This is a genomic window from Microbacterium sp. Leaf288, assembly GCF_001422925.1.
In the GTDB taxonomy this organism is placed as follows: domain Bacteria; phylum Actinomycetota; class Actinomycetes; order Actinomycetales; family Microbacteriaceae; genus Microbacterium.
In genome coordinates this window covers 102,805-120,360 of sequence record NZ_LMNI01000014.1, presented here as the reverse complement: position 1 = coordinate 120,360, position 17,556 = coordinate 102,805, and the positions used below count along the sequence as shown (strand labels likewise).

The following is a 17,556-nucleotide window of genomic DNA, read 5'->3' as shown; positions in this document are numbered from 1 at the left end:
TTGCGAGGATAACAGAATCGCTATTCTGTTTCCATGCCGAAGGTTTCGGAGGAGTACCGGGAAGCCCGTCGCGACGAGATCGCCCGCGCCGCGCTACGCGTGCTGGCGCGCAACGGCGTCCGCGACACATCGATCGCCGACATCGTGGAGGAGTCCGGACTGTCGACCGGCGCGATCTACTCGCACTTCTCCAACAAGGCCGAGCTCGCGCGCTACGTCGTCGGGCGGTTCCTCCTCCCCCGCATCGACGCCCTCGAGGCGGCCGGGCAGAGCGGCGCGGTGGTGACGCCGCGCCAGGCGCTGGAGGGAATGCTCTCGATGTTCGCCGAGGTCGGGCTTTCGCCCTCGCTCATCCTGCAGTTCTGGGGGGAGGCGATGGTCGAGCCGGGCCTGCACGAAGAGATGCTCCGGACGGCGGGCCGTCTGCGCGCTTCCCTCGCTCTCGCGATCGGACCGTGGACGCGCACGCAGACCACGGATGAGACGGATGCCTCTTCCCTCGCCGCCGAGACTGCCCGGTCGATCGCGGCGCTGGCCCAGGGCTACATCGCGAACAGTGCCGTGTTCGGTCCGCGGGCGGTCGACGAGTACCTCGAGAGCGCGGCCGCCGTCCTCGCGAGCGAACCCCCTCCGCCCGTTTAGACGGGACGCACTCCGGGGTCGTCGACGGGCCGGGTCGCAGCATCCGGAGCCGTCTCGACAGGGGCGGGCACGGCGGCGATCTCGCGGACGGCGACCGGAGCGACCTGGCCCGCGCCGCCGCCTCGGATCTGCCGGTGCAGACGCTCCATCCGGGCGTCGAGTTCGGCGGCGGTCTCGGCCGCGTCCTTGAGGCTCTCGAGCAGTTCGTCGGGCACGCGCGTCGCGTACTTGTAGTAGATCTTGTGCTCGAGGCTCGCCCAGAAGTCCATCGCGATGGTGCGGAACTGCACCTCGACGGGCACCTCGATACGCCCCGTCGACAGGAACACCGGCACCTCGAGGATCGCGTGCAGGCTCTTGTAGCCGTTGGACTTCGGCGACGCGATGTAGTCCTTGACCTGCAGCACGCGCACGTCGTCCTGGGCGGTGAGCAGGTCGAAGAGGCGGTACACATCGGCGGTGAAGCTGCACGTGATGCGGATGCCGGCGATGTCGGTGATGCTCCGGCGGATCGAGGCGAAGTCCCCGTCGATGCCCTTGCGCTGCACCTTCTCGACGAGGCTGTCGGGCGATTTCACGCGGCTCGAGACATGCTCGATCGGGTTGTAGTCGTGCGTCAGCAGGAACTCGTCGCGCAGGATGCCGATCTTCGTCTCGACCTCCTGCAGGCCGAAGCGGTACTCCATCATGAAGCGCTGCAGCTCGTCCCGCAGCTCCCGGAGCTCGCTCGGTGAGACGGTGATCTCACCCTCGTCGGACGCCGTCGCGGGCACCAGAGGTGCGGGAGTCGCCATGCCTTTCACGTTAGGCGGCAGTTCTACGAGAGTCCTGTGAGGAACGGTCCCCACGGCCCCTCCGGCCGCATGGGCCCAGCTGCGCCTTCGGCGCCACAGGAGGGTCAAGCGTCGTCGAGGGCGCGCTGGGCGCGCTCGTTCGCCTGGGCGGCGTCCTGGGCCTTCGCCGCCGCGTCGGACCGCTCGTCCTCGACAGCGTCGAGCTTCTCCACGGCCGCCCGCTCGTCGGCTTCGAGCGCGGCGAGGTCGCGGCGGAGGTCGTCGATGCGCTCCCGCACGTGGTCGACCCGCTCCTGCGCCTTCGCGCGTCGCGCGTCGATGCGCGCGAGCTCGCGCTCGGCCTCGTTCGCGAGGCGCTCGGCCTCGCGCGCCGCCTTCTCCGCGGCCTTGCGGGCCCGGCGCTCGGCGAGGTCGTCGCGCGGGGGTTCGGACACGGCTCCGGGGAGCGACCCGCCCACCGCGTCGGTGAGCGCGGCCGGGTCGATGTCGCCCGCCTCCAGGGGCTTGGTGAGCCGGGCCGTGAGGACGGCGGCCGCGGCCGAGGCATCCATCACCGCCGCATTGATCGTCTTCTCGACATCGTCGCGTGCGGCCGTGCTCAGGGTGCCGCCCGCCTCTTCCGCGAGCCCCACCGCCTGCTTCGCGAGGGCGGCCACCAGCTGACGCCGCTGGCGGCCGAGGCGCGCCAGCTCGGCGGCGTCGAGGTCGTCCTGAGCTTCGCGGAGGGCGGTCGACAGCTCCACCGCGTCGGCGAGCTGCCCGTCGCGGGCGAGCAGGTTGACCGCCCACGCCGAGACGGTGGGCTTGCGCAGCGCCTTGAGCCGCTTGGCGAGCGCCGGCGCCGCGAGCCCGGCACGGGCGTTGCGGGCGGCCGTGAACTCCGCCGGCGGGAGGGCGTACAGCTCCGCGGCGATCGCGTCGAGCTGTTCGTCGGCGTCGGCCATGCGCCCATTGTGTCCCATGGCCCCGACCGTTCTCAGGACCGACCGCGGCGAGCGCGACCAACGCCGCGTTGCCGCGGTGGCCGAGGCGCGCGGCATCCGGAGCGGTCCTGCAAACGGTTCGGAAGGCCGCGGGATCGCGATCCCGGAAGCCCCGCCGCGAAGAGCTCGCGAGGGGCCGCCAGGGTCAGACGATCTCGTAGAAGCGCCAGAGGCCGAACTCGGGGACCAGCACCTGGACGTCGGACCACCCCGCCGAACGCGCGTAGCCGCGGAGGGTCGAGGGGCGCATCACCGTGCCGGTGCCGGCGCTCGGTGTGTGCGAGCGGGCGTCGGGCAGGCAGACGAAGAGGCTGAATCCGTAGAGCAGTCGTTCGAGCTCGCTCGCGTTCGCGGCGAAGCGTTCCTCGGTGGCCTCATCCATGATGACGACCATGCCGTCGTCGCTCACCGCGCCGCGCGCCGCCGAGAGCACCTCCACGGGATGCGGCATGTCATGCAGGCACTCGAACGCGAAGACGGCGTCGAACGGGCCGTACTCGGCGACGAGCGCCGCGTCGCACAGCAGGAACTCGACGCGGTCGGCGACCCCGGCTTCAGCGGCGTTGTGCCGGGCCGCCTCGACGGAGGCCTCGTCGATGTCGAGACCGACCACGCGCAGCTGCGGGTACGCCTTCGCCAGGGCGATCGAGGACCAGCCGCCGCCGAAGCCCAGGTCTGCGATGCGGGCATCAGGGCGCCGGAGCACGGCATCGAGCCGATCGATCCCCGCGAAGAGGTCGGGCAGATCGTCGAACCACGGCCGGTTCATGTCGGCCTGCGCCTCGCGAGCGTGCCGGCCCAGCTGCTCCCAGCTGACGCCGCCGCCGGTGCGGTAGGCGTCGAGGAGGGCGTCGATCTGGGTTCCCGAGGCCGCCATCATACGAGCGAGCGGTTCGAGGTAGGACAGACTTCCCCGGTCGAGCAGCACCTCGGCGACACCCGGACCGAGGCGGAACCTCCGAGCGGCGGGATCAGCGTCCTCATCCGCGCGCAGGATGCCGGTCGCGCACTGCTGCTCGAGCCACTCGCGGGCGTACCGGGCGTCGGTGTGCGTGCGCTCGGCGAGTTCGTCCGCGGTGAGCCCGTCGGCCCGCGACAGCTCGGCGTACCAGCCGAGCTGCGAGCCGAGGTGGACGGCCATGAGGTCCATCCAGCCGAGCGTGGCATCCATGATCCGGTCGGCGAAGGCCGCGGTGGCCTCGGGCTCGGTCGTCACCTCGGACTCGGTGGTCGTCGTGGACATCTTGTTCTCCTTCACGAGTGCTCCGTCTGGTGTCTGACCCCGACGCTACGGAGCGTGAGGGAGCCGCCACGTCCGCAGAACCGCGCAGATCCGCCCGGTGCGTCTGCACCATTCGATGCAGGACCCATCACCGAACGAGCCTCCCCGCGTGCTCGCGCCACCATGCGGCGGCGGCGGTGCGCGATCCGACGTCGAGCTTCACGTAGATGTTCGCGAGGTGCCGGCTCACGGTCTTCTCGCTGATGAAGAGCTCGTCGGCGATCTGCCTGTTGGCCCTGCCCTGCGCGACGAGCTCGACGATCTCGCGCTCCCTGGCGGTCAGCGGGCCGCCGTCTTCGGCAGCCGCGGATCGCACGACCACCGGTGGCGCGCCGAGGCGCTCGAAGATGGCGCCAGCCTGCTCCCGCAGCTGCGCGGCCAGCGCCGGCTCTCCGCGGAGCTCATGGGCGGTGGCGAGCCAGCAGAGCACGTTCGCCTGCTCCCAGGGCTGCCCCAGGCGCCGGAAGAGGTCGAGGGCGGCGTGCAGCCGGCCCACCGCGCCCGCGGCATCGCCCGCCTGGATCAGGACCATCCCGCGTCCGTGGGCCGCCCACGCCTGGAACCCGTCGCTGCCGAAGGTGCGCGCGTCGTCCTCGAGCTCGTCGAGCAGGCGCTCGGCCTCCCGGGGCCGCCCGTCCGCGAGAGCGATCTCGATCCCCGGACGCAGCAGCCGCGCGCGGCCCATGCGATCGCGCTGCTCGAGCGCAGCGGCGATCATCGCCGCGGCCCGCTCGGTGTCGCCGTCCGCGAGCACCAGCAGCGCCTCTCCCGGGACCGGGTCGATGCCCGCCTCGCTCGCACGGCGGTAGGCCTCGCGTGCTCCGGCGGCGTCCCCCCGGAGCCGCCGGATCTCGCCGAGCTGGTTCCATCCCTCACCGGCGATCCAGGGGTGATCGGATCCGAGGTCCTCGCACGCGCGCTCGAGCGCCGCTTCCGCAGCATCCCAATCCCCGCTCGCGGACTGGAGCTCGAGTCGGTGCACGCGGCAGACGCCGGCGTAGAGGACGTGCGCGCCGCGTGCGGCGCACCAGGCCTCGGTCGCGCGGGTCCAGTCGGCCATGCGGCGGAAATCGGCGAGCTCATGGCACACGTGGATGGTGGTGCACAGCACATCGCCCGCCCACTCCGGCTCGAGTTCGTCCGACACGACGCAGAGCATCGCCTCGTCGAGCTGCGCGAACCCCTCGGCCGTGCGCCCCGCCCGGATCGCGTGCATCCCGGCCACGACCGCGCTCAACGCGGACACCGCGGGCCTGCGCAGCGCGTCGGCCAGCTCGCGCATGCGCGACACGCTCTCGGCAGGCCACAGCGCGCCGGTGCCGTCGAGGTCCATGCTCGCCGTGAGGTACACCTCGTACGCGTGCCCACGACCGTCCGGAAGCTCGGCGAGGATCCGCCGCGCGCGCCGCGCCCACGCCGTGCCGACCGTGATCTCGGCGCGGATCAGGCGCACGAGCGCGACGACGAGCGCCGCTTCGGCCGCGCCCATCGCGTCGCCCTCGTCGGAGAGCACACGGAAGGCCGACTCGAGGCGCCCGAGGCAGGCGTTCTGCCGCCCGAGCCACCACTCGCACGACGCGAGCGCGCGCAGGTCGGCACCGGTGGCCGCGGCGTCGCGGCGGGCCCCCTCGAACGCCTCCCGCGCCGTCTCCCAGTCACCGGACCGGTATGCCGCCCGAGCCTGTTCGAGCACGGCGACCGTGTCCGCCATGCCCGAATGCTACCGCCGTCATCGCGCCGTGTCCGGTCGTCGCTGCGCGACCCGATGCGCGTGCGCCGACACCCCGTACAGCACGAGCATGATCGCCATCGTCGTGAGGTAGAAGCCGTGCAGGATCCAGATCGGCCCGAACGGCAGACTCAGCACGTAGACGGTGTAGACCGCGTTGCCGACGTTGCCCATCAGGAGCGCGCTGAGGCTGTACGAGCGCAGGTCGCCGGAGCGCACGGCCTTCAGCACCATCGGCAGGTTGGCCGCGGCGAACAGCACGGTCGAGACCGCACCGGCGAGCGTCGCAGCATCCATACAGGGAAGATACGGATGCCGCCCCCGGCGATACATCGGCAGTTCTCCCCATTCCCGCCGGGCGCACCTGCACGATTCAGCCCGCGCGGGTCCGGTCCTGCCGGGACGCTTTCTCCGCCCGTTGCCCCGGGAGCCGCGAGGTCCGGGAATCGCAGAGTCTCAGGCCCGCGAATCTGCGAAGTCCGGACTTCGCCGAGAATCTCGGGCCCGGGAGCCGCGAGGTCCAGGAATCGCAGAGTCTCAGGCCCGCGAATCTGCGAAGTCCGGACTTCGCGGAGAGTCTCGGGCCCGGTAGCCGCGAGGTCCAGGAATCGCAGAGCCTCAGACCCGCGAACCTGCGAAGTCCGGACTTCGCGGAGAATCTCGCCTGATCCGCAAAGACTCCCCGCGAGCCGGCGTCCGGGATTCCCATCGCTGTGGGCCGCCGAACCTGCGAAGTCCGGACATGGACGGGGCGTGGGAGAGAGCCCGGACGCGCCCGCGAGAGCGGGAGAGCTCAGGAGGGGAGGACGGATGCTGCCTGCCGCGCTGCGCCGAGAGCCACGTACTCTCCGGGCTCGGGCACCTCGACCGGCAGGCCCAGCACGAGGGGCGCGATCTCGCGCACCGCCGTGGACTGCGCGCCACCGCCGACGAGCAGCGCGCGCTCGAGCGGCACGCCGAGTGCACGGAGGGCTTCGAGCCCGGCGGCGAGCCCCGAGAGCATCCCCTCGACTGCGGCACGCGCGAGGTTCTCGCGCGTCGTCGAGGCGAGCGTCATGCCGGTGAGCGAAGCGGTGGCGTCGGGGAGGTTCGGGGTGCGCTCGCCTTCGAAGTAGGGCACCAGCGTCAGGCCCGCTGCGCCCGGCTGGGCGGACAGAGCCAGCCGCGACAGCTCGGCGTGGTCGACGCCGAGCACGCGCCCGATCGCGTCGAGCACGCGCGCCGCGTTGAGCGTCGCGACGAGCGGCAGGAACCGGCCCGTGCAGTCGGCGAAGCCCGCGACTGTGCCGGAGGGGTCGATCGTGCGCTCCTCGCTCACCGCGAACACCGTCCCGCTGGTGCCGATCGACACGACCACGTCTCCGGGACCGGCCCCGAGCCCGAGGGCCGCGCCCGCGTTGTCGCCGGCGCCGCCGCCGACGCGCCGGCCCGCGGCATCCGTCACCCATTCGTCGGGTCCGAGCACGCGCGGCAGCGCGGCGTCGTGGCCGAGGGCGGCGATGAGCAGCTCGTGGTCGTAGCCGCCGGTGGCAGGGTTCCAGTAACCCGTCCCCGAGGCGTCGGAGCGGTCGGTGACGAGCTCGTCGAGCTCGGGGCCGCGCGGCGACCCGCCCGCAGGCCCGAACCCGCGCAGCCGCCAGGTCAGCCAGTCGTGCGGCAGGGCGACGGCGGCCACGCGTGCCGCATGCTCGGGCTCGTGGTCGCGCAGCCAGCGGAGCTTCGTGATCGTGAAGGATGCCACGGGCACGAGGCCCGTGCGCCGCGCGAGCTCCTCGGCGCCGAACTGCACCGTGAGGTCGGCCGCGGCCTGCGCCGAGCGGGTGTCGTTCCACAGCAGGGCGTCGCGGACGACGCGTCCCTCGGCGTCGAGCGCCACCATGCCGTGCTGCTGCCCGCCGATCGCCCAGGCCTCGACGTCGTCGATCCCTCCGGCGTCGGCGATCGCCTCCTGCAGCGCGCTCCACCACGCCTCGGGGTCGACCGACGTGCCGTCGGGGTGCGACGCACGCCCCTGCCTGACGACCGCCTGGGTCGCAGCATCCACGATCACGACCTTGCAGGACTGCGTCGACGAATCGACCCCCATGACGAGGCTCATGTGCGCTCCTTCACGCTGTTCGATCGCGCTCCGACGGCGTCGGCCCCAGACCGTGAGACGACAGATGAGGGACGAGACCCTGGGATTCACTCAGGGTCTCGTCCTGCGACTGTCTTCTCACGATCGAGACGGGCAGATCGGGCGTCGCGGTCGGTGTGGGATGGCTTCAGCCGCGGGCGCCGAGCAGGTGCTCGGTCGCGAGCTGCTGCAGGCGGACGAAGCCGAAGCCCTTGCCGCCGAGGTACGCGTCGGCGTCGAAGTCCTCATACGCCGAGCGGTCAGCGAGGAAGTCGTCGTACGTCTCACCCGGGTTGAGCGTCGGAACCGACAGCTCGTCGACCTTCGCGGCGGCGAGCGCCTCCTGCACCTCGGGGTCGGCGCGGAAGGCCGCGGCGCGCTCCTTGAGCAGCAGGTAGGTGCGCATGTTCGCTGCGGCCGAGTCCCAGACGCCCGTCTCGTCCTCGGTGCGCGAGGGCTTGTAGTCGAAGTGGCGCGGGCCGTCGTACGCGGGCACGCCTCCGGGGCCGCCGTTCTCGAGCAGGTCGACGAGCGCGAACGCGTTGTGCAGGTCGCCGTGGCCGAACACGAGGTCCTGGTCGTACTTGATGCCGCGCTGGCCGTTGAGGTCGATGTGGAAGAGCTTGCCGTGGAACAGCGCCTGCGCGATGCCGGCGGCGAAGTTCAGGCCCGCCATCTGCTCGTGGCCGACCTCGGGGTTGAGGCCGACGAGCTCGGGGCGCTCGAGCGAGTCGATGAACGCGATCGCGTGCCCGAGCGTGGGCAGCAGGATGTCGCCGCGGGGTTCGTTCGGCTTGGGCTCGATGGCGAAGCGGATGTCGTAGCCCTTGTCGGTGACGTAGTCGCCCAGGAGGTTGACGGCCTCGCGGTAGCGCTCGAGCGCGGCGCGGATGTCCTTGGCGGAGTCGTACTCGGCGCCCTCGCGGCCGCCCCACATGACGAAGGTCTTGGCGCCGAGCTCGGCACCGAGGTCGAGCTGGCGGAACACCTTGCGCAGCGCGAAGCGACGCACGTCGCGGTCGTTCGACGTGAAGCCGCCGTCCTTGAAGACGGGGGCCGAGAACAGGTTCGTGGTGACCATCGGGATGATCAGGCCGGTGTCGTCGAGCGCGCCCTTGAGGCGGTCGATCTGGGTCTGGCGCTCAGCATCCGTCGATCCGAAGGCGAACAGGTCGTCGTCGTGGAAGGTGAGTCCGTACGCGCCGAGCTCGGCGAGCTTCTCGACGGCGTGGACGACGTCGAGGTGATCGCGGGTCGGTCCGCCGAAGGGGTCGGTGCCGTTGTAGCCGATGGTCCAGAGACCGAACGAGAACTTGTCGGCGCGGGTGGGGGTGGGCATGACGCTCCTTCGCGATAAATGTTGCTGCCGACAACCTATACCAGAATGGATGCTGCGTCCACCACGAACGGCGCTTCCCGCGCGAACGGCGCCTCCAGGCTCGCGAATCGATGATCAGATGACGCCGCGGGTCCACGCGTGTCCGGTTGTGACCGGAAGTTCATCAGGCCTTAACACCCGGTTCCGGTCCGAGCGCGGAGAATGATCTCGGGAGCGCGATCCGGTCGCGCGGACGCCGGCGTCAGCCCTGGTCGGCCCATCCCAACACGTCAACCCCCCTGCGCGAAAAGTGCAGGCGAGGCGCAGGATCAGGGCACGACGAGAGGAGCCTCCCCCATGGTGCTCGAGAGGCCGTCCTCACCGGTGAGACGCGGCGCGCTGCGGTCGCGCGTCCTGCCGCCACGGAACGAACTGGCGCCGCGGCGACCGGAGTCGCCGGCGCCCGACGACTCCGCCGTCCGGTGGGAGCGCATAGACATCGATCGCTACGAGGTCAGCACCGCCGGGGCGACCGCCGGCTTCATCGATGTCGTCGGGGCCGTGTTCGTCGTCCTCGCCGGGCCTCGCTACGACCGGGCCGTCGAAGTGCTCCAGACGCTCGACTTCGCCCTGGCGGTCGACGCGATCTCCCCGGCCGGTGCCGAACGCCCGTCCGCCTGATCCTCCACTCCACGCCGTCACACCGGTTTGAAGCCGCACGCAACAAATCTCGAAGTGCCGCCGCGCCGCCCTCTACAGTGAGACGGTGAGCGATCCAACGGCCGCCGAGGGCGTGCGTCAGCGCAACCTGGCCCGGCTGCTGCGCCTGGTGCACCTCGAAGGACCGCTCTCCCGCGCGCGACTGACCGAGGCCACGGGCCTCAATCGATCGACGATCGCGGACCTGGTGGCCGAACTGGTGCGCGAAGGGCTGGTCGTGGAACGCGCGCCCGATCCATCCCGGCGGGTGGGGCGTCCCTCCCCGGTGGTCGCCGCCGACGCACGTGTGATGGCGATCGCCGCCAACCCGGAGGTCGACGCGCTCACGATCGCCGCCGTCGGCCTGGACCGCGGCATCCCGGTCCGCGAGCGCATCGAACTCGACCGCCTGCTGTCTCCGGACGAGACGGCACGGCTCATCGCGGAGCGCGTCGAGACGTGGCGCGCCGGCGAACTCGCACACGCGCGCATCGTCGGTGTCGGCCTCGCGGTGCCGGGGCTCGTGCGGGCAGCGGACGGGCTCGTCCGCAACGCGCCCCACCTGCGCTGGGTGGACGCGCCGGTTCGCGACCTCGTCGCCGAGGCCACCGGCCTGCCGACCGTCGTGGGCAACGACGCGACGCTGGGGGCGATCGCCGAGCATCTCTACGGCGCCGCGGCCGGCTTCGATGACGTCGTGTACCTCAACGGCGGCGCGAGCGGCATCGGCGGCGGCCTGATCGTGCACGGCAAGCCGCTCCTCGGCGCCGGCGGCTACACCGGCGAGTTCGGGCAGAATCGCCCCGGCATCGCGTCGGCCACCGACCGTCGCGCCGGCGACGGCGTGCTCGAGGACGAGGTCAGCCGAGCCCGGCTGCTCGCCGCCGTCGGACTTCACGCGGCGGACGAGCCGACGCTCGCCGCGGCTGTGTCCGCAGCGGGCCCGACCGCGGCCGAGGAGGTCGCCCGGCAGCGCCGCATCCTCTCGACGGCGCTCGCCAACGCCGTCAACGCGCTGAACCCCTCGGTGGTCGTGCTCGGCGGTTTCCTCGCGACGATCGCCGCGGTCGATGTGCCGGGACTCGGGACCATGGTCCAGGAGCAGACGATGTCGGCGACCAGCGAGCATCTCCTCATCCGTGTCGCATCACTGGCCGAGGATCGCCTCCTCATCGGGGCCGCCGAGGCCGCCTTCGCCGAGCTGCTCCGGGATCCTGGCGGCGCAGCGCGGAGCTGATTCACGCCGGCGGGGCAGTGGTGTCCCGGGGCACGAGCCGCGTCGGCAGCTTGACATGCGTGACGGCGGGTGTGCTCCCCTCCATCAGCTCCAGGAGCATGCCGACTGCCTCGGCGCCGAGCATCTGCATGGGCTGGCGCACCGTCGACAGCGCGGGCGTCGACTTGGATGCCTCGGGGACGTCGTCGAAGCCGATCACCGACAACTCGCGGGGGATGTCGATACCGAGCTCGGACGCCACCCTGACGATCTCCAGACCGGAGATGTCGTTGGCGGCGAAGACCGCGGTCGGCCGGTCGGGCCGGCGGAGCATCTCGAGTGCGGCCACGCGGACGGCATCCTGCTGGTAGCTCCCCGAGCCGACCAGCGCCGGATCGAGGGGGATGCCCGCATCCGCGAGTGCGCGTCGATAGCCGGCGTCGCGGGCGATCGACGAGCGCAGGTCCGGACGACCCGCGATGAAGCCGATGCGCGAGTGACCGAGCTCGATAAGGTACCGCGTCGCCTGCAGCGCACCTCCGAAACTGTCGCACTCGACGGTCGGCAGATCGGCAGGACCCGTGTGCGGGTCGATGGCGACGACCGGCACCTCAGCGCCGACGTTCACGACGGTCGGGGTGACGATGATGGCGCCGTCGATGAGTGTTCCGCTGAGGCGCGACAGCGACCGCCGCTCCCATCCCTCCGCGGCACCGTGTGACCCTGAGTAGGCGAGCAGGTCGTACCGCGACTCGCGCAGCGCCTCGCCGACGCCCTTCAGGACCTCGGCACTGAAGGGCTCGAAGTCGGCGACGAGCACGCCGATGACACCCGTCTTGCGCGATCGCATGCTGCTGGCGATCAGGCTCGACTCGTATCCGAGCTCGGCTACGACGGCGAGAACCTTGTCCACCGTCTCGCTGGCCACGCCATAGCGACCGTTCACCGCCTTCGAGACGGTTGCGACCGAGACGCCCGCTGCGGCGGCGACGTCGGTGATCGTGGGACGACGGGCCATGTCTCGAAATCATAACGGCATCGAAACCGTTATTGAAAACGTTTGACAGTTATTTGTTGTCAAAGGACACTTTTCTCGCCCGGTCCGCACGCCGGGCGGTACGCGACCCGATCGCGTCGACCACCAGCACCTCGCAGCAGAGGTGCTCCTCGAAGAAGAGACGGGAATCACATGATGCGCAAGAGGATCCTCGCGGGTTCCGCAGCACTCATCATCGGCGCGCTCGCGCTCGCCGGCTGCAGCGCCGGCGGCGGCAGCAGCAGCGACGGCAACGTCGAGATGACGCTGTGGCAGAACTCCACGACAGGCCCGGGCCAGCAGTTCTGGAAGGACGCCATCGCCGCGTTCGAGAAGGAGAACCCCGGCGTCACGATCAAGATGCAGTCGATCCAGAACGAGGACATGGACGGCAAGCTGCAGACCTCGCTCAACGCGGGCGACCCGCCGGACATCTTCCTGCAGCGCGGCGGCGGCAAGATGACCGCGATGGTCCAGGCGGGTCAGCTGATGGACCTGACGGGGAAGATCGAGGGCGAGGCGAAGGAGAACATCTCCGAGGGCTCGTTCAAGGCCGAGACCTACCAGGACAAGGTGTGGGCGATGCCCCTGTCGGTGCTTCCCGGCGGGATCTTCTACAGTCAGGACCTCTACGACGCCGCGGGCGTCACCGAGACCCCGACGACCATCGACGAGCTCGTCGCGGCGAACGACAAGCTGAAGGCGACCGGCGTGGCGCCGCTCGCCCTCGGCGCGAAGGACGCCTGGCCGGCTGCGCACTGGTTCTACTGGTTCGCGCTGCGCGAGTGCGCCCCGAAGACGGTCGAGGAGACCGGCGACTCGAAGGATTTCAGCGACCCGTGCTGGCTGAAGGCCGCCGAGGACCTCGCCGATTTCGCCGCCACCGAGCCGTTCAACGACGGCTTCCTCACCACCTCCGCCCAGCAGGGCGCCGGCAGCTCGGCCGGCCTCGTCGCGAACCACCAGGCCGGTGGCGAGCTGATGGGCGCGTGGGACCCGGGCGTGATCGCCTCGCTCACCCCTGACGAGAAGCCGCTCCCCGACCTGGCGTGGTACCCCTTCCCGGAGGTCTCCGGCGGCAAGGGCGAGCCCGGCTCGATGATGGGTGGCGTCGACGGCTACTCGTGCTCCGCGAAGGCACCCAAGGAGTGCGTCGACTTCCTCAACTTCGTCGCGTCCGACGACCAGCAGACCGCGTACTACAAGGCGTTCAACTCGCCGCCCGTGAACCAGGCCGCACAGGCCGAGGTCACCGAGCCCTACCTGAAGCAGATCCTCGAGGCCTACAACGCGGCCCCGTTCGTCTCGCAGTGGCTCGACACGGTGCTCGGGCAGAACGTCGGCAACGCACTCAACGTGGCGGTCGTCGACATGCTCGCCGGACAGAGCACGCCCGACGAGATGATCGCTGCGGCCAACTCGGCCGGCGCGAAGGGATAAGGAACACCCGCATGCACAAGAGCGCGACACCGAGTACGGACGATCGCCCGGAGACGGATCGCGCGGAGCGCACCGGGGGCGGTGGCGACACGCCGCCGCCCCCGGCATCGCCGCGCCGCCGACGCCGCGGGATCGGATGGTCGGGCCGCCTGGAGATCGCCGTGCTGGTCGGACCCGCACTGATCTTCTTCGTCGGCTTCGTCATCTTCCCCGTGATCATGGCGGCGTACTACGGCTTCTTCAACTGGCACGGGTACGGCCCGCCGACCGACTTCATCGGCCTCAAGAACTACGTCACGATCCTCACCGACCCCGACTTCCAAGAGGCGCTGGGTCACAACGGCTTCATCGTCGTGATGTCCCTCATCCTGCAGGGACCGGTGGCACTGCTGCTGGCGCTCCTGCTCAACCGCAGGATGCGCGGGCAGTCGATCATCCGGGTGCTGATCTTCGTCCCGTACGTGATCGCGGAGGTCGTCGTCGGCACCGGCTTCAGCCTGATGCTCGCCACCAACGGTGCGCTCAACGGTCTGCTGGAGAATCTCGGCCTCGACCAGTTGACCCGTGACTGGCTCGCCGACCCCAGCATCGCGATCTGGACGCTCATGGCGATTCTCACGTGGAAGTACGTCGGCTTCGCCGTCATCCTCTTCCTCGCGGGCCTGCAGGGCATCCCCGAGGAGCTGTACGAGGCGGCCGCCATCGACGGCGCGAGCTATTGGCAGATCCAGCGTCGCATCACGATCCCGCTGCTCGGCCCGACGCTGCGCATCTGGGCGTTCCTGTCGATCATCGGCGCGCTCCAGCTGTTCGACCTCGTCTACATCATCTGGGGGCAGTACGTGGCACCCGTCGCCGGCACCTCGACGATGGCGACGTACATGGTGGCCAACGGCCGCAACGCCGGCAACTTCGGCTACGGCAATGCCGTCGCCGTCGTCATCTTCCTCATCTCCCTCGTCGTCGCGCTCGTCTACCAGCGCTTCGTCCTGCGCCGCGACACCGCGGGAGCACTCACCGAAAGGAACGACGGATGACCGCCGTCTCCGTCGCGACCGACGCTGTCGCGACCACGCCACCGCACGCCCCGCGGCGTCAGCCCATGCGGGCCGGAACGCCCGCCGTCTACTTCGTCGCACTCGTCGTGATCGCGCTGATGCTCGGGCCGGTGATCTACATCATCCTCGGCGGCTTCCGCTCGAACTCGCAGATCACGACGAACCCGGCGGGCCTGCCCGATCCGTGGGTGTTCACGAACTACTTCGACGTGCTCACCGAAGGCACGTTCTGGACGCTGGTGCTCAACTCGACCGTCGTCGCCGTGGTCACCACGGGCGGAGTCATCGTGCTGGGCCTCATGGCCAGCTACGTCCTCGCCCGCTATCACTTCCGCGGGCGTGGCGCCCTCTACGCGCTCTTCGCCGCCGGGCTCATGTTCCCCATCACCGTCGCGATCACGCCGCTGTACATCGTGGTGCGCGACATGGGACTCATCAACACACTGGCCGGCGTCATCCTCCCGCAGATCGCGTTCGCCCTGCCGACGACGATCATCATCCTGGTGCCGTTCCTGCGGGCCATTCCCGACGAGATCCAGGAAGCGGCCTTCATCGACGGTTGCAGCCGCCTCGGCTTCTTCTGGCGCATGGTGGTCCCCCTCGCCGTGCCCGGTGTCATCACCGTCGGGATCCTCGCGTTCATCGCGAGCTGGAACAGCTACCTGCTGCCGCTGTACCTCCTCAACGACAACGCGAACTTCACGCTCCCCCTCGGCGTGCAGGCCTTCTCTTCGCAGTACTCCGTCGACACTGCGAAGGTGCTGGCGTTCACCTCGCTGTCGATGATCCCCGCGCTGGCGTTCTTCAGCCTCTTCGAGCGGCGGATCGTCGGCGGCCTGACGGGAGCGGTCAAGGGATGAGCGACAACGGACTGCGCGCCGTCTCGGAGCGCGTGCTCGCGCTGCACGCACAGATGACCCTCGACGAGAAGCTCGCCCAGCTCGTCGGGTACTGGGTCGACCAGGGAGACGAGGTCGTCGCGCCGATGGCCGGCGAGATGGTGACCTCGACGCGCTACGAGGACGCCACCGCGAACGGCATCGGGCACCTCACCCGCGTGTACGGCACGCGGCCGGTCGACCCGGTCGCCCGCGCCGAGTGGCTCTGGGCGGAGCAGCGGCGGCTTCGCGAGCAGACCCGCCTCGGGATCCCCGCGATCGTGCACGAGGAGTGCCTCACGGGGCTCGCCGCGTGGAAGGCGGCCACCTTCCCGACGCCGCTGGCCTGGGGCGCGGCCTTCGACCCCGAGCTCACCGAACAGCTCGGCGCGGCGATCGGCCGCTCCATGGCCGAGCTCGGAATCCACCAGGGCCTCGCGCCGGTGCTCGACGTGATCATGGACCCGCGATGGGGTCGTGTCGACGAATGCATCTCGGAGGACCCGTACGTCGTCGGCACGATCGGCACCGCGTACGTCAAGGGACTGCAATCGGCCGGTGTGCACGCCACCCTGAAGCACTTCGCCGGCTATTCCGCATCGCAGGCCGGCCGCAACCACGCGCCCGTGCACATGGGGCGCCGCCGGCTGCAGGACGTCATGCTCCCACCGTTCGAGATGGCGGTCCGCGACGGCGGGGTGCGGTCGGTGATGAACTCGTACGCCGAGATCGACGGTGTTCCCGTCGCATCGAACCCCGAGCTGCTCACCGCGCTCCTGCGCGACGAGTGGGGATTCGACGGCACCGTCGTGGCCGACTACTTCTCGGTCGCATTCCTCCACGCGCTGCACGGGATCGCCGCCGACCCCGGCGAGGCGGCGTTGCTGGCGCTGCGGGCCGGGATCGACGTCGAGCTGCCCACGGGCGACGCGTTCGTCGCGCCGCTGCGGGCGCTCCTCGGCTCGAGCGCTCAGGGACGCGCCGATGTGGATCGCGCGGTGCTCCGCGTGCTCTCGCAGAAGGAGGAGCTCGGCCTCCTCGACGAGGACTTCTCGTCGCCGCCGACACAGGTGGCGCTCGACGGCCCGGAGCTTCGCGACCTCGCTCGCAGGACGGCCGAGGAGTCGGTCGTCCTCCTCGGCAACGACGGCGTGCTCCCGCTGACGGCGCCGCGCAGCATCGCGCTCATCGGCCCCAACGCCGACGCCGCAGAGTCGCTCATGGGCTGCTACTCGTTCGCCAATCACGTGCTGGCGCACCACCCCGGCACGCCCCTGGGCTTCGAGATCCCGACCGTCGCGGAGTCACTGCGCGCGGAGTTCCGCGATGCGGCCATCGTGCTCGAACAGGGCTGCGACGTCGAAGGCGACGACGAGCGCGGCATCGCCGCCGCCGCCCGCTCGGCGGCGGACGCCGATGTCGCGATCGTCGTCGTGGGCGACCGCGCCGGTCTGTTCGGACGCGGCACCGTCGGCGAGGGCAACGACGTGGACGATCTGGAGCTTCCCGGTGTGCAGCGCCGGCTCGTCGAGGCCGTGGTCGCCACGGGCACCCCGACCGTCGTGGTGATCGTCTCGGGACGCCCGTACGCGATCGGCTGGATGCTCGACGGCAGCACCGCTGCCGCGGCGGTGCTGCAGGCGTTCTTCCCGGGAGAGGAAGGCGGACCCGCGATCGCGCGGATCATCTCGGGCGCTGCCGAGCCGTCCGGTCGGCTGCCGGTCTCGCTGCCCCGGTCCGCGGGCGCACAGCCGTACACGTATCTGCACCCCCGGCTCGGGGGTCCGACCGACATCACGAGCGCCGACAACACGCCGGCGAGACCGTTCGGCTTCGGGCTGACGTACACCTCGTTCGCCCGAGACGATCTGACCGCTTCGGATGCCGCCACCGACGGCACGATCACCGCGCAGGTGCGGCTGTCGAACGTGGGCGATCGCGCAGGCACCGATGTCGTGCAGCTCTACGCCCGGGACATCGTCGGCTCGGTCACCCGCCCCGTCGCACAGCTGCTCGCGTACCAGCGGGTCTCCCTGGCTCCTGGGGAGTCGGCGACCGTCACGTTCTCCGTGCCGACCTCACGGCTGGCGTTCACCGGACGAGAAGGCCACCGGATCGTGGAGCCCGGCGCCATCGATCTGTGGGTGGGAGGATCGTGCGCCGAACGCGACACCGAGACCCGGATCGAGCTCGTCGGACACGTGCACGCGATCACCGCTGACGAGCCTCGAGTGGCGACGGCCACGGTCTCGGCCCTGGTCCCCGCCCCCCGTTGAAAGAAGGGCCCCGAGTGCGTGCAGCACTCGGGGCACTTCGTCTGGGTTGACGTCCGCAATCCGCCCCCGCTCGACAGGTCAACCGGCCC

Annotated in this window: 15 protein-coding genes; 7 read left to right on the top strand and 8 right to left on the bottom strand. The window is 70.7% G+C overall.

Features of this window, described 5'->3' with window-relative positions; all coding sequences use genetic code 11:
• Positions 1-33: 33 nt before the first annotated feature.
• Positions 34-642 carry a TetR/AcrR family transcriptional regulator gene (locus tag ASF40_RS19470; RefSeq protein ID WP_056372253.1) on the top strand — a complete coding sequence of 203 codons (609 nt, stop codon included), beginning with the start codon at positions 34-36 and terminating at the stop codon, positions 640-642.
• Here ASF40_RS19470 and ASF40_RS19465 read toward each other — a convergent pair.
• The 7 genes from ASF40_RS19465 to xylA all read right to left on the bottom strand — a co-directional run bounded on the left by ASF40_RS19465 (position 639) and on the right by xylA (position 8,885).
• Complete coding sequence (locus ASF40_RS19465; protein WP_056372252.1) at positions 639-1,436, bottom strand: GTP pyrophosphokinase; 798 nt, start codon at positions 1,434-1,436, stop codon at positions 639-641. The genes ASF40_RS19470 and ASF40_RS19465 overlap by 4 nt on opposite strands.
• 104 nt (positions 1,437-1,540) lie before the next feature.
• On the bottom strand, positions 1,541-2,380 hold the full coding sequence (locus ASF40_RS19460) for a hypothetical protein (protein ID WP_056372251.1): 840 nt from the start codon (positions 2,378-2,380) through the stop codon (positions 1,541-1,543).
• Between the two features lie 184 nt (positions 2,381-2,564).
• On the bottom strand, positions 2,565-3,662 hold the full coding sequence (locus tag ASF40_RS19455) for an SAM-dependent methyltransferase (RefSeq protein ID WP_056372399.1): 1,098 nt from the start codon (positions 3,660-3,662) through the stop codon (positions 2,565-2,567).
• A gap of 127 nt (positions 3,663-3,789) precedes the next feature.
• The gene (locus ASF40_RS19450) at positions 3,790-5,412 is read right to left on the bottom strand and encodes a helix-turn-helix transcriptional regulator (RefSeq protein WP_056372246.1); all 1,623 of its coding nucleotides are present in this window, start codon (positions 5,410-5,412) and stop codon (positions 3,790-3,792) included.
• 18 nt (positions 5,413-5,430) lie between these two features.
• Positions 5,431-5,727: a hypothetical protein gene (locus tag ASF40_RS19445; RefSeq protein WP_056372244.1), complete on the bottom strand. Its 297-nt coding sequence runs from the start codon at positions 5,725-5,727 to the stop codon at positions 5,431-5,433.
• A gap of 496 nt (positions 5,728-6,223) precedes the next feature.
• On the bottom strand, positions 6,224-7,528 hold the full coding sequence (gene xylB, locus ASF40_RS19440) for a xylulokinase (protein WP_056372242.1): 1,305 nt from the start codon (positions 7,526-7,528) through the stop codon (positions 6,224-6,226).
• 166 nt (positions 7,529-7,694) lie between these two features.
• Entirely contained in the window at positions 7,695-8,885 is a 1,191-nt protein-coding gene (gene xylA / locus ASF40_RS19435) for a xylose isomerase (protein ID WP_056372240.1), read from the bottom strand.
• Between the two features lie 336 nt (positions 8,886-9,221).
• Between xylA and ASF40_RS19430 the strand changes: the two genes are divergently transcribed.
• Positions 9,222-9,545: a hypothetical protein gene (locus tag ASF40_RS19430; protein ID WP_157549830.1), complete on the top strand. Its 324-nt coding sequence runs from the start codon at positions 9,222-9,224 to the stop codon at positions 9,543-9,545.
• 85 nt (positions 9,546-9,630) lie between these two features.
• Positions 9,631-10,800, top strand: a complete 1,170-nt coding sequence (locus ASF40_RS19425) for an ROK family transcriptional regulator (protein WP_056372238.1) — start codon at positions 9,631-9,633, stop codon at positions 10,798-10,800.
• A 1-nt stretch (position 10,801) separates the two neighbouring features.
• Here the strand turns inward: ASF40_RS19425 and ASF40_RS19420 are convergent, their stop codons facing one another.
• Positions 10,802-11,797: a LacI family DNA-binding transcriptional regulator gene (locus ASF40_RS19420; RefSeq protein WP_056372236.1), complete on the bottom strand. Its 996-nt coding sequence runs from the start codon at positions 11,795-11,797 to the stop codon at positions 10,802-10,804.
• A gap of 171 nt (positions 11,798-11,968) precedes the next feature.
• Here ASF40_RS19420 and ASF40_RS19415 point away from each other — a divergent pair, with 171 nt between their 5' ends.
• Genes ASF40_RS19415 through ASF40_RS19400 form a run of 4 tightly spaced genes read left to right on the top strand, consistent with a single transcriptional unit; the run spans position 11,969 to position 17,467 of the window.
• Positions 11,969-13,255, top strand: a complete 1,287-nt coding sequence (locus ASF40_RS19415; protein ID WP_056372234.1) for an ABC transporter substrate-binding protein — start codon at positions 11,969-11,971, stop codon at positions 13,253-13,255.
• 11 nt (positions 13,256-13,266) lie between these two features.
• Entirely contained in the window at positions 13,267-14,292 is a 1,026-nt protein-coding gene (locus ASF40_RS19410) for a carbohydrate ABC transporter permease (protein ID WP_056372233.1), read from the top strand.
• The gene (locus ASF40_RS19405) at positions 14,289-15,173 is read left to right on the top strand and encodes a carbohydrate ABC transporter permease (protein WP_056372232.1); all 885 of its coding nucleotides are present in this window, start codon (positions 14,289-14,291) and stop codon (positions 15,171-15,173) included. The genes ASF40_RS19410 and ASF40_RS19405 overlap by 4 nt, the downstream gene beginning before the upstream one ends.
• Positions 15,170-17,467: a glycoside hydrolase family 3 N-terminal domain-containing protein gene (locus ASF40_RS19400; RefSeq protein ID WP_056372231.1), complete on the top strand. Its 2,298-nt coding sequence runs from the start codon at positions 15,170-15,172 to the stop codon at positions 17,465-17,467. Before ASF40_RS19405 ends, ASF40_RS19400 begins: the two co-directional genes overlap by 4 nt.
• The last annotated feature ends 89 nt before the right edge of the window (positions 17,468-17,556 follow it).

Coding starts and splice junctions, on each gene's coding strand:
- ASF40_RS19470 (WP_056372253.1), top strand. CDS start 34: ATGCCGAAGGTTTCGGAGGAGTACCGGGAAGCCCGTCGCGACGAGATC.
- ASF40_RS19465 (WP_056372252.1), bottom strand. CDS start 1,436: ATGGCGACTCCCGCACCTCTGGTGCCCGCGACGGCGTCCGACGAGGGT.
- ASF40_RS19460 (WP_056372251.1), bottom strand. CDS start 2,380: ATGGCCGACGCCGACGAACAGCTCGACGCGATCGCCGCGGAGCTGTAC.
- ASF40_RS19455 (WP_056372399.1), bottom strand. CDS start 3,662: ATGTCCACGACGACCACCGAGTCCGAGGTGACGACCGAGCCCGAGGCC.
- ASF40_RS19450 (WP_056372246.1), bottom strand. CDS start 5,412: ATGGCGGACACGGTCGCCGTGCTCGAACAGGCTCGGGCGGCATACCGG.
- ASF40_RS19445 (WP_056372244.1), bottom strand. CDS start 5,727: ATGGATGCTGCGACGCTCGCCGGTGCGGTCTCGACCGTGCTGTTCGCC.
- xylB (WP_056372242.1), bottom strand. CDS start 7,528: ATGAGCCTCGTCATGGGGGTCGATTCGTCGACGCAGTCCTGCAAGGTC.
- xylA (WP_056372240.1), bottom strand. CDS start 8,885: ATGCCCACCCCCACCCGCGCCGACAAGTTCTCGTTCGGTCTCTGGACC.
- ASF40_RS19430 (WP_157549830.1), top strand. CDS start 9,222: ATGGTGCTCGAGAGGCCGTCCTCACCGGTGAGACGCGGCGCGCTGCGG.
- ASF40_RS19420 (WP_056372236.1), bottom strand. CDS start 11,797: ATGGCCCGTCGTCCCACGATCACCGACGTCGCCGCCGCAGCGGGCGTC.
- ASF40_RS19415 (WP_056372234.1), top strand. CDS start 11,969: ATGATGCGCAAGAGGATCCTCGCGGGTTCCGCAGCACTCATCATCGGC.
- ASF40_RS19410 (WP_056372233.1), top strand. CDS start 13,267: ATGCACAAGAGCGCGACACCGAGTACGGACGATCGCCCGGAGACGGAT.
- ASF40_RS19405 (WP_056372232.1), top strand. CDS start 14,289: ATGACCGCCGTCTCCGTCGCGACCGACGCTGTCGCGACCACGCCACCG.
- ASF40_RS19400 (WP_056372231.1), top strand. CDS start 15,170: ATGAGCGACAACGGACTGCGCGCCGTCTCGGAGCGCGTGCTCGCGCTG.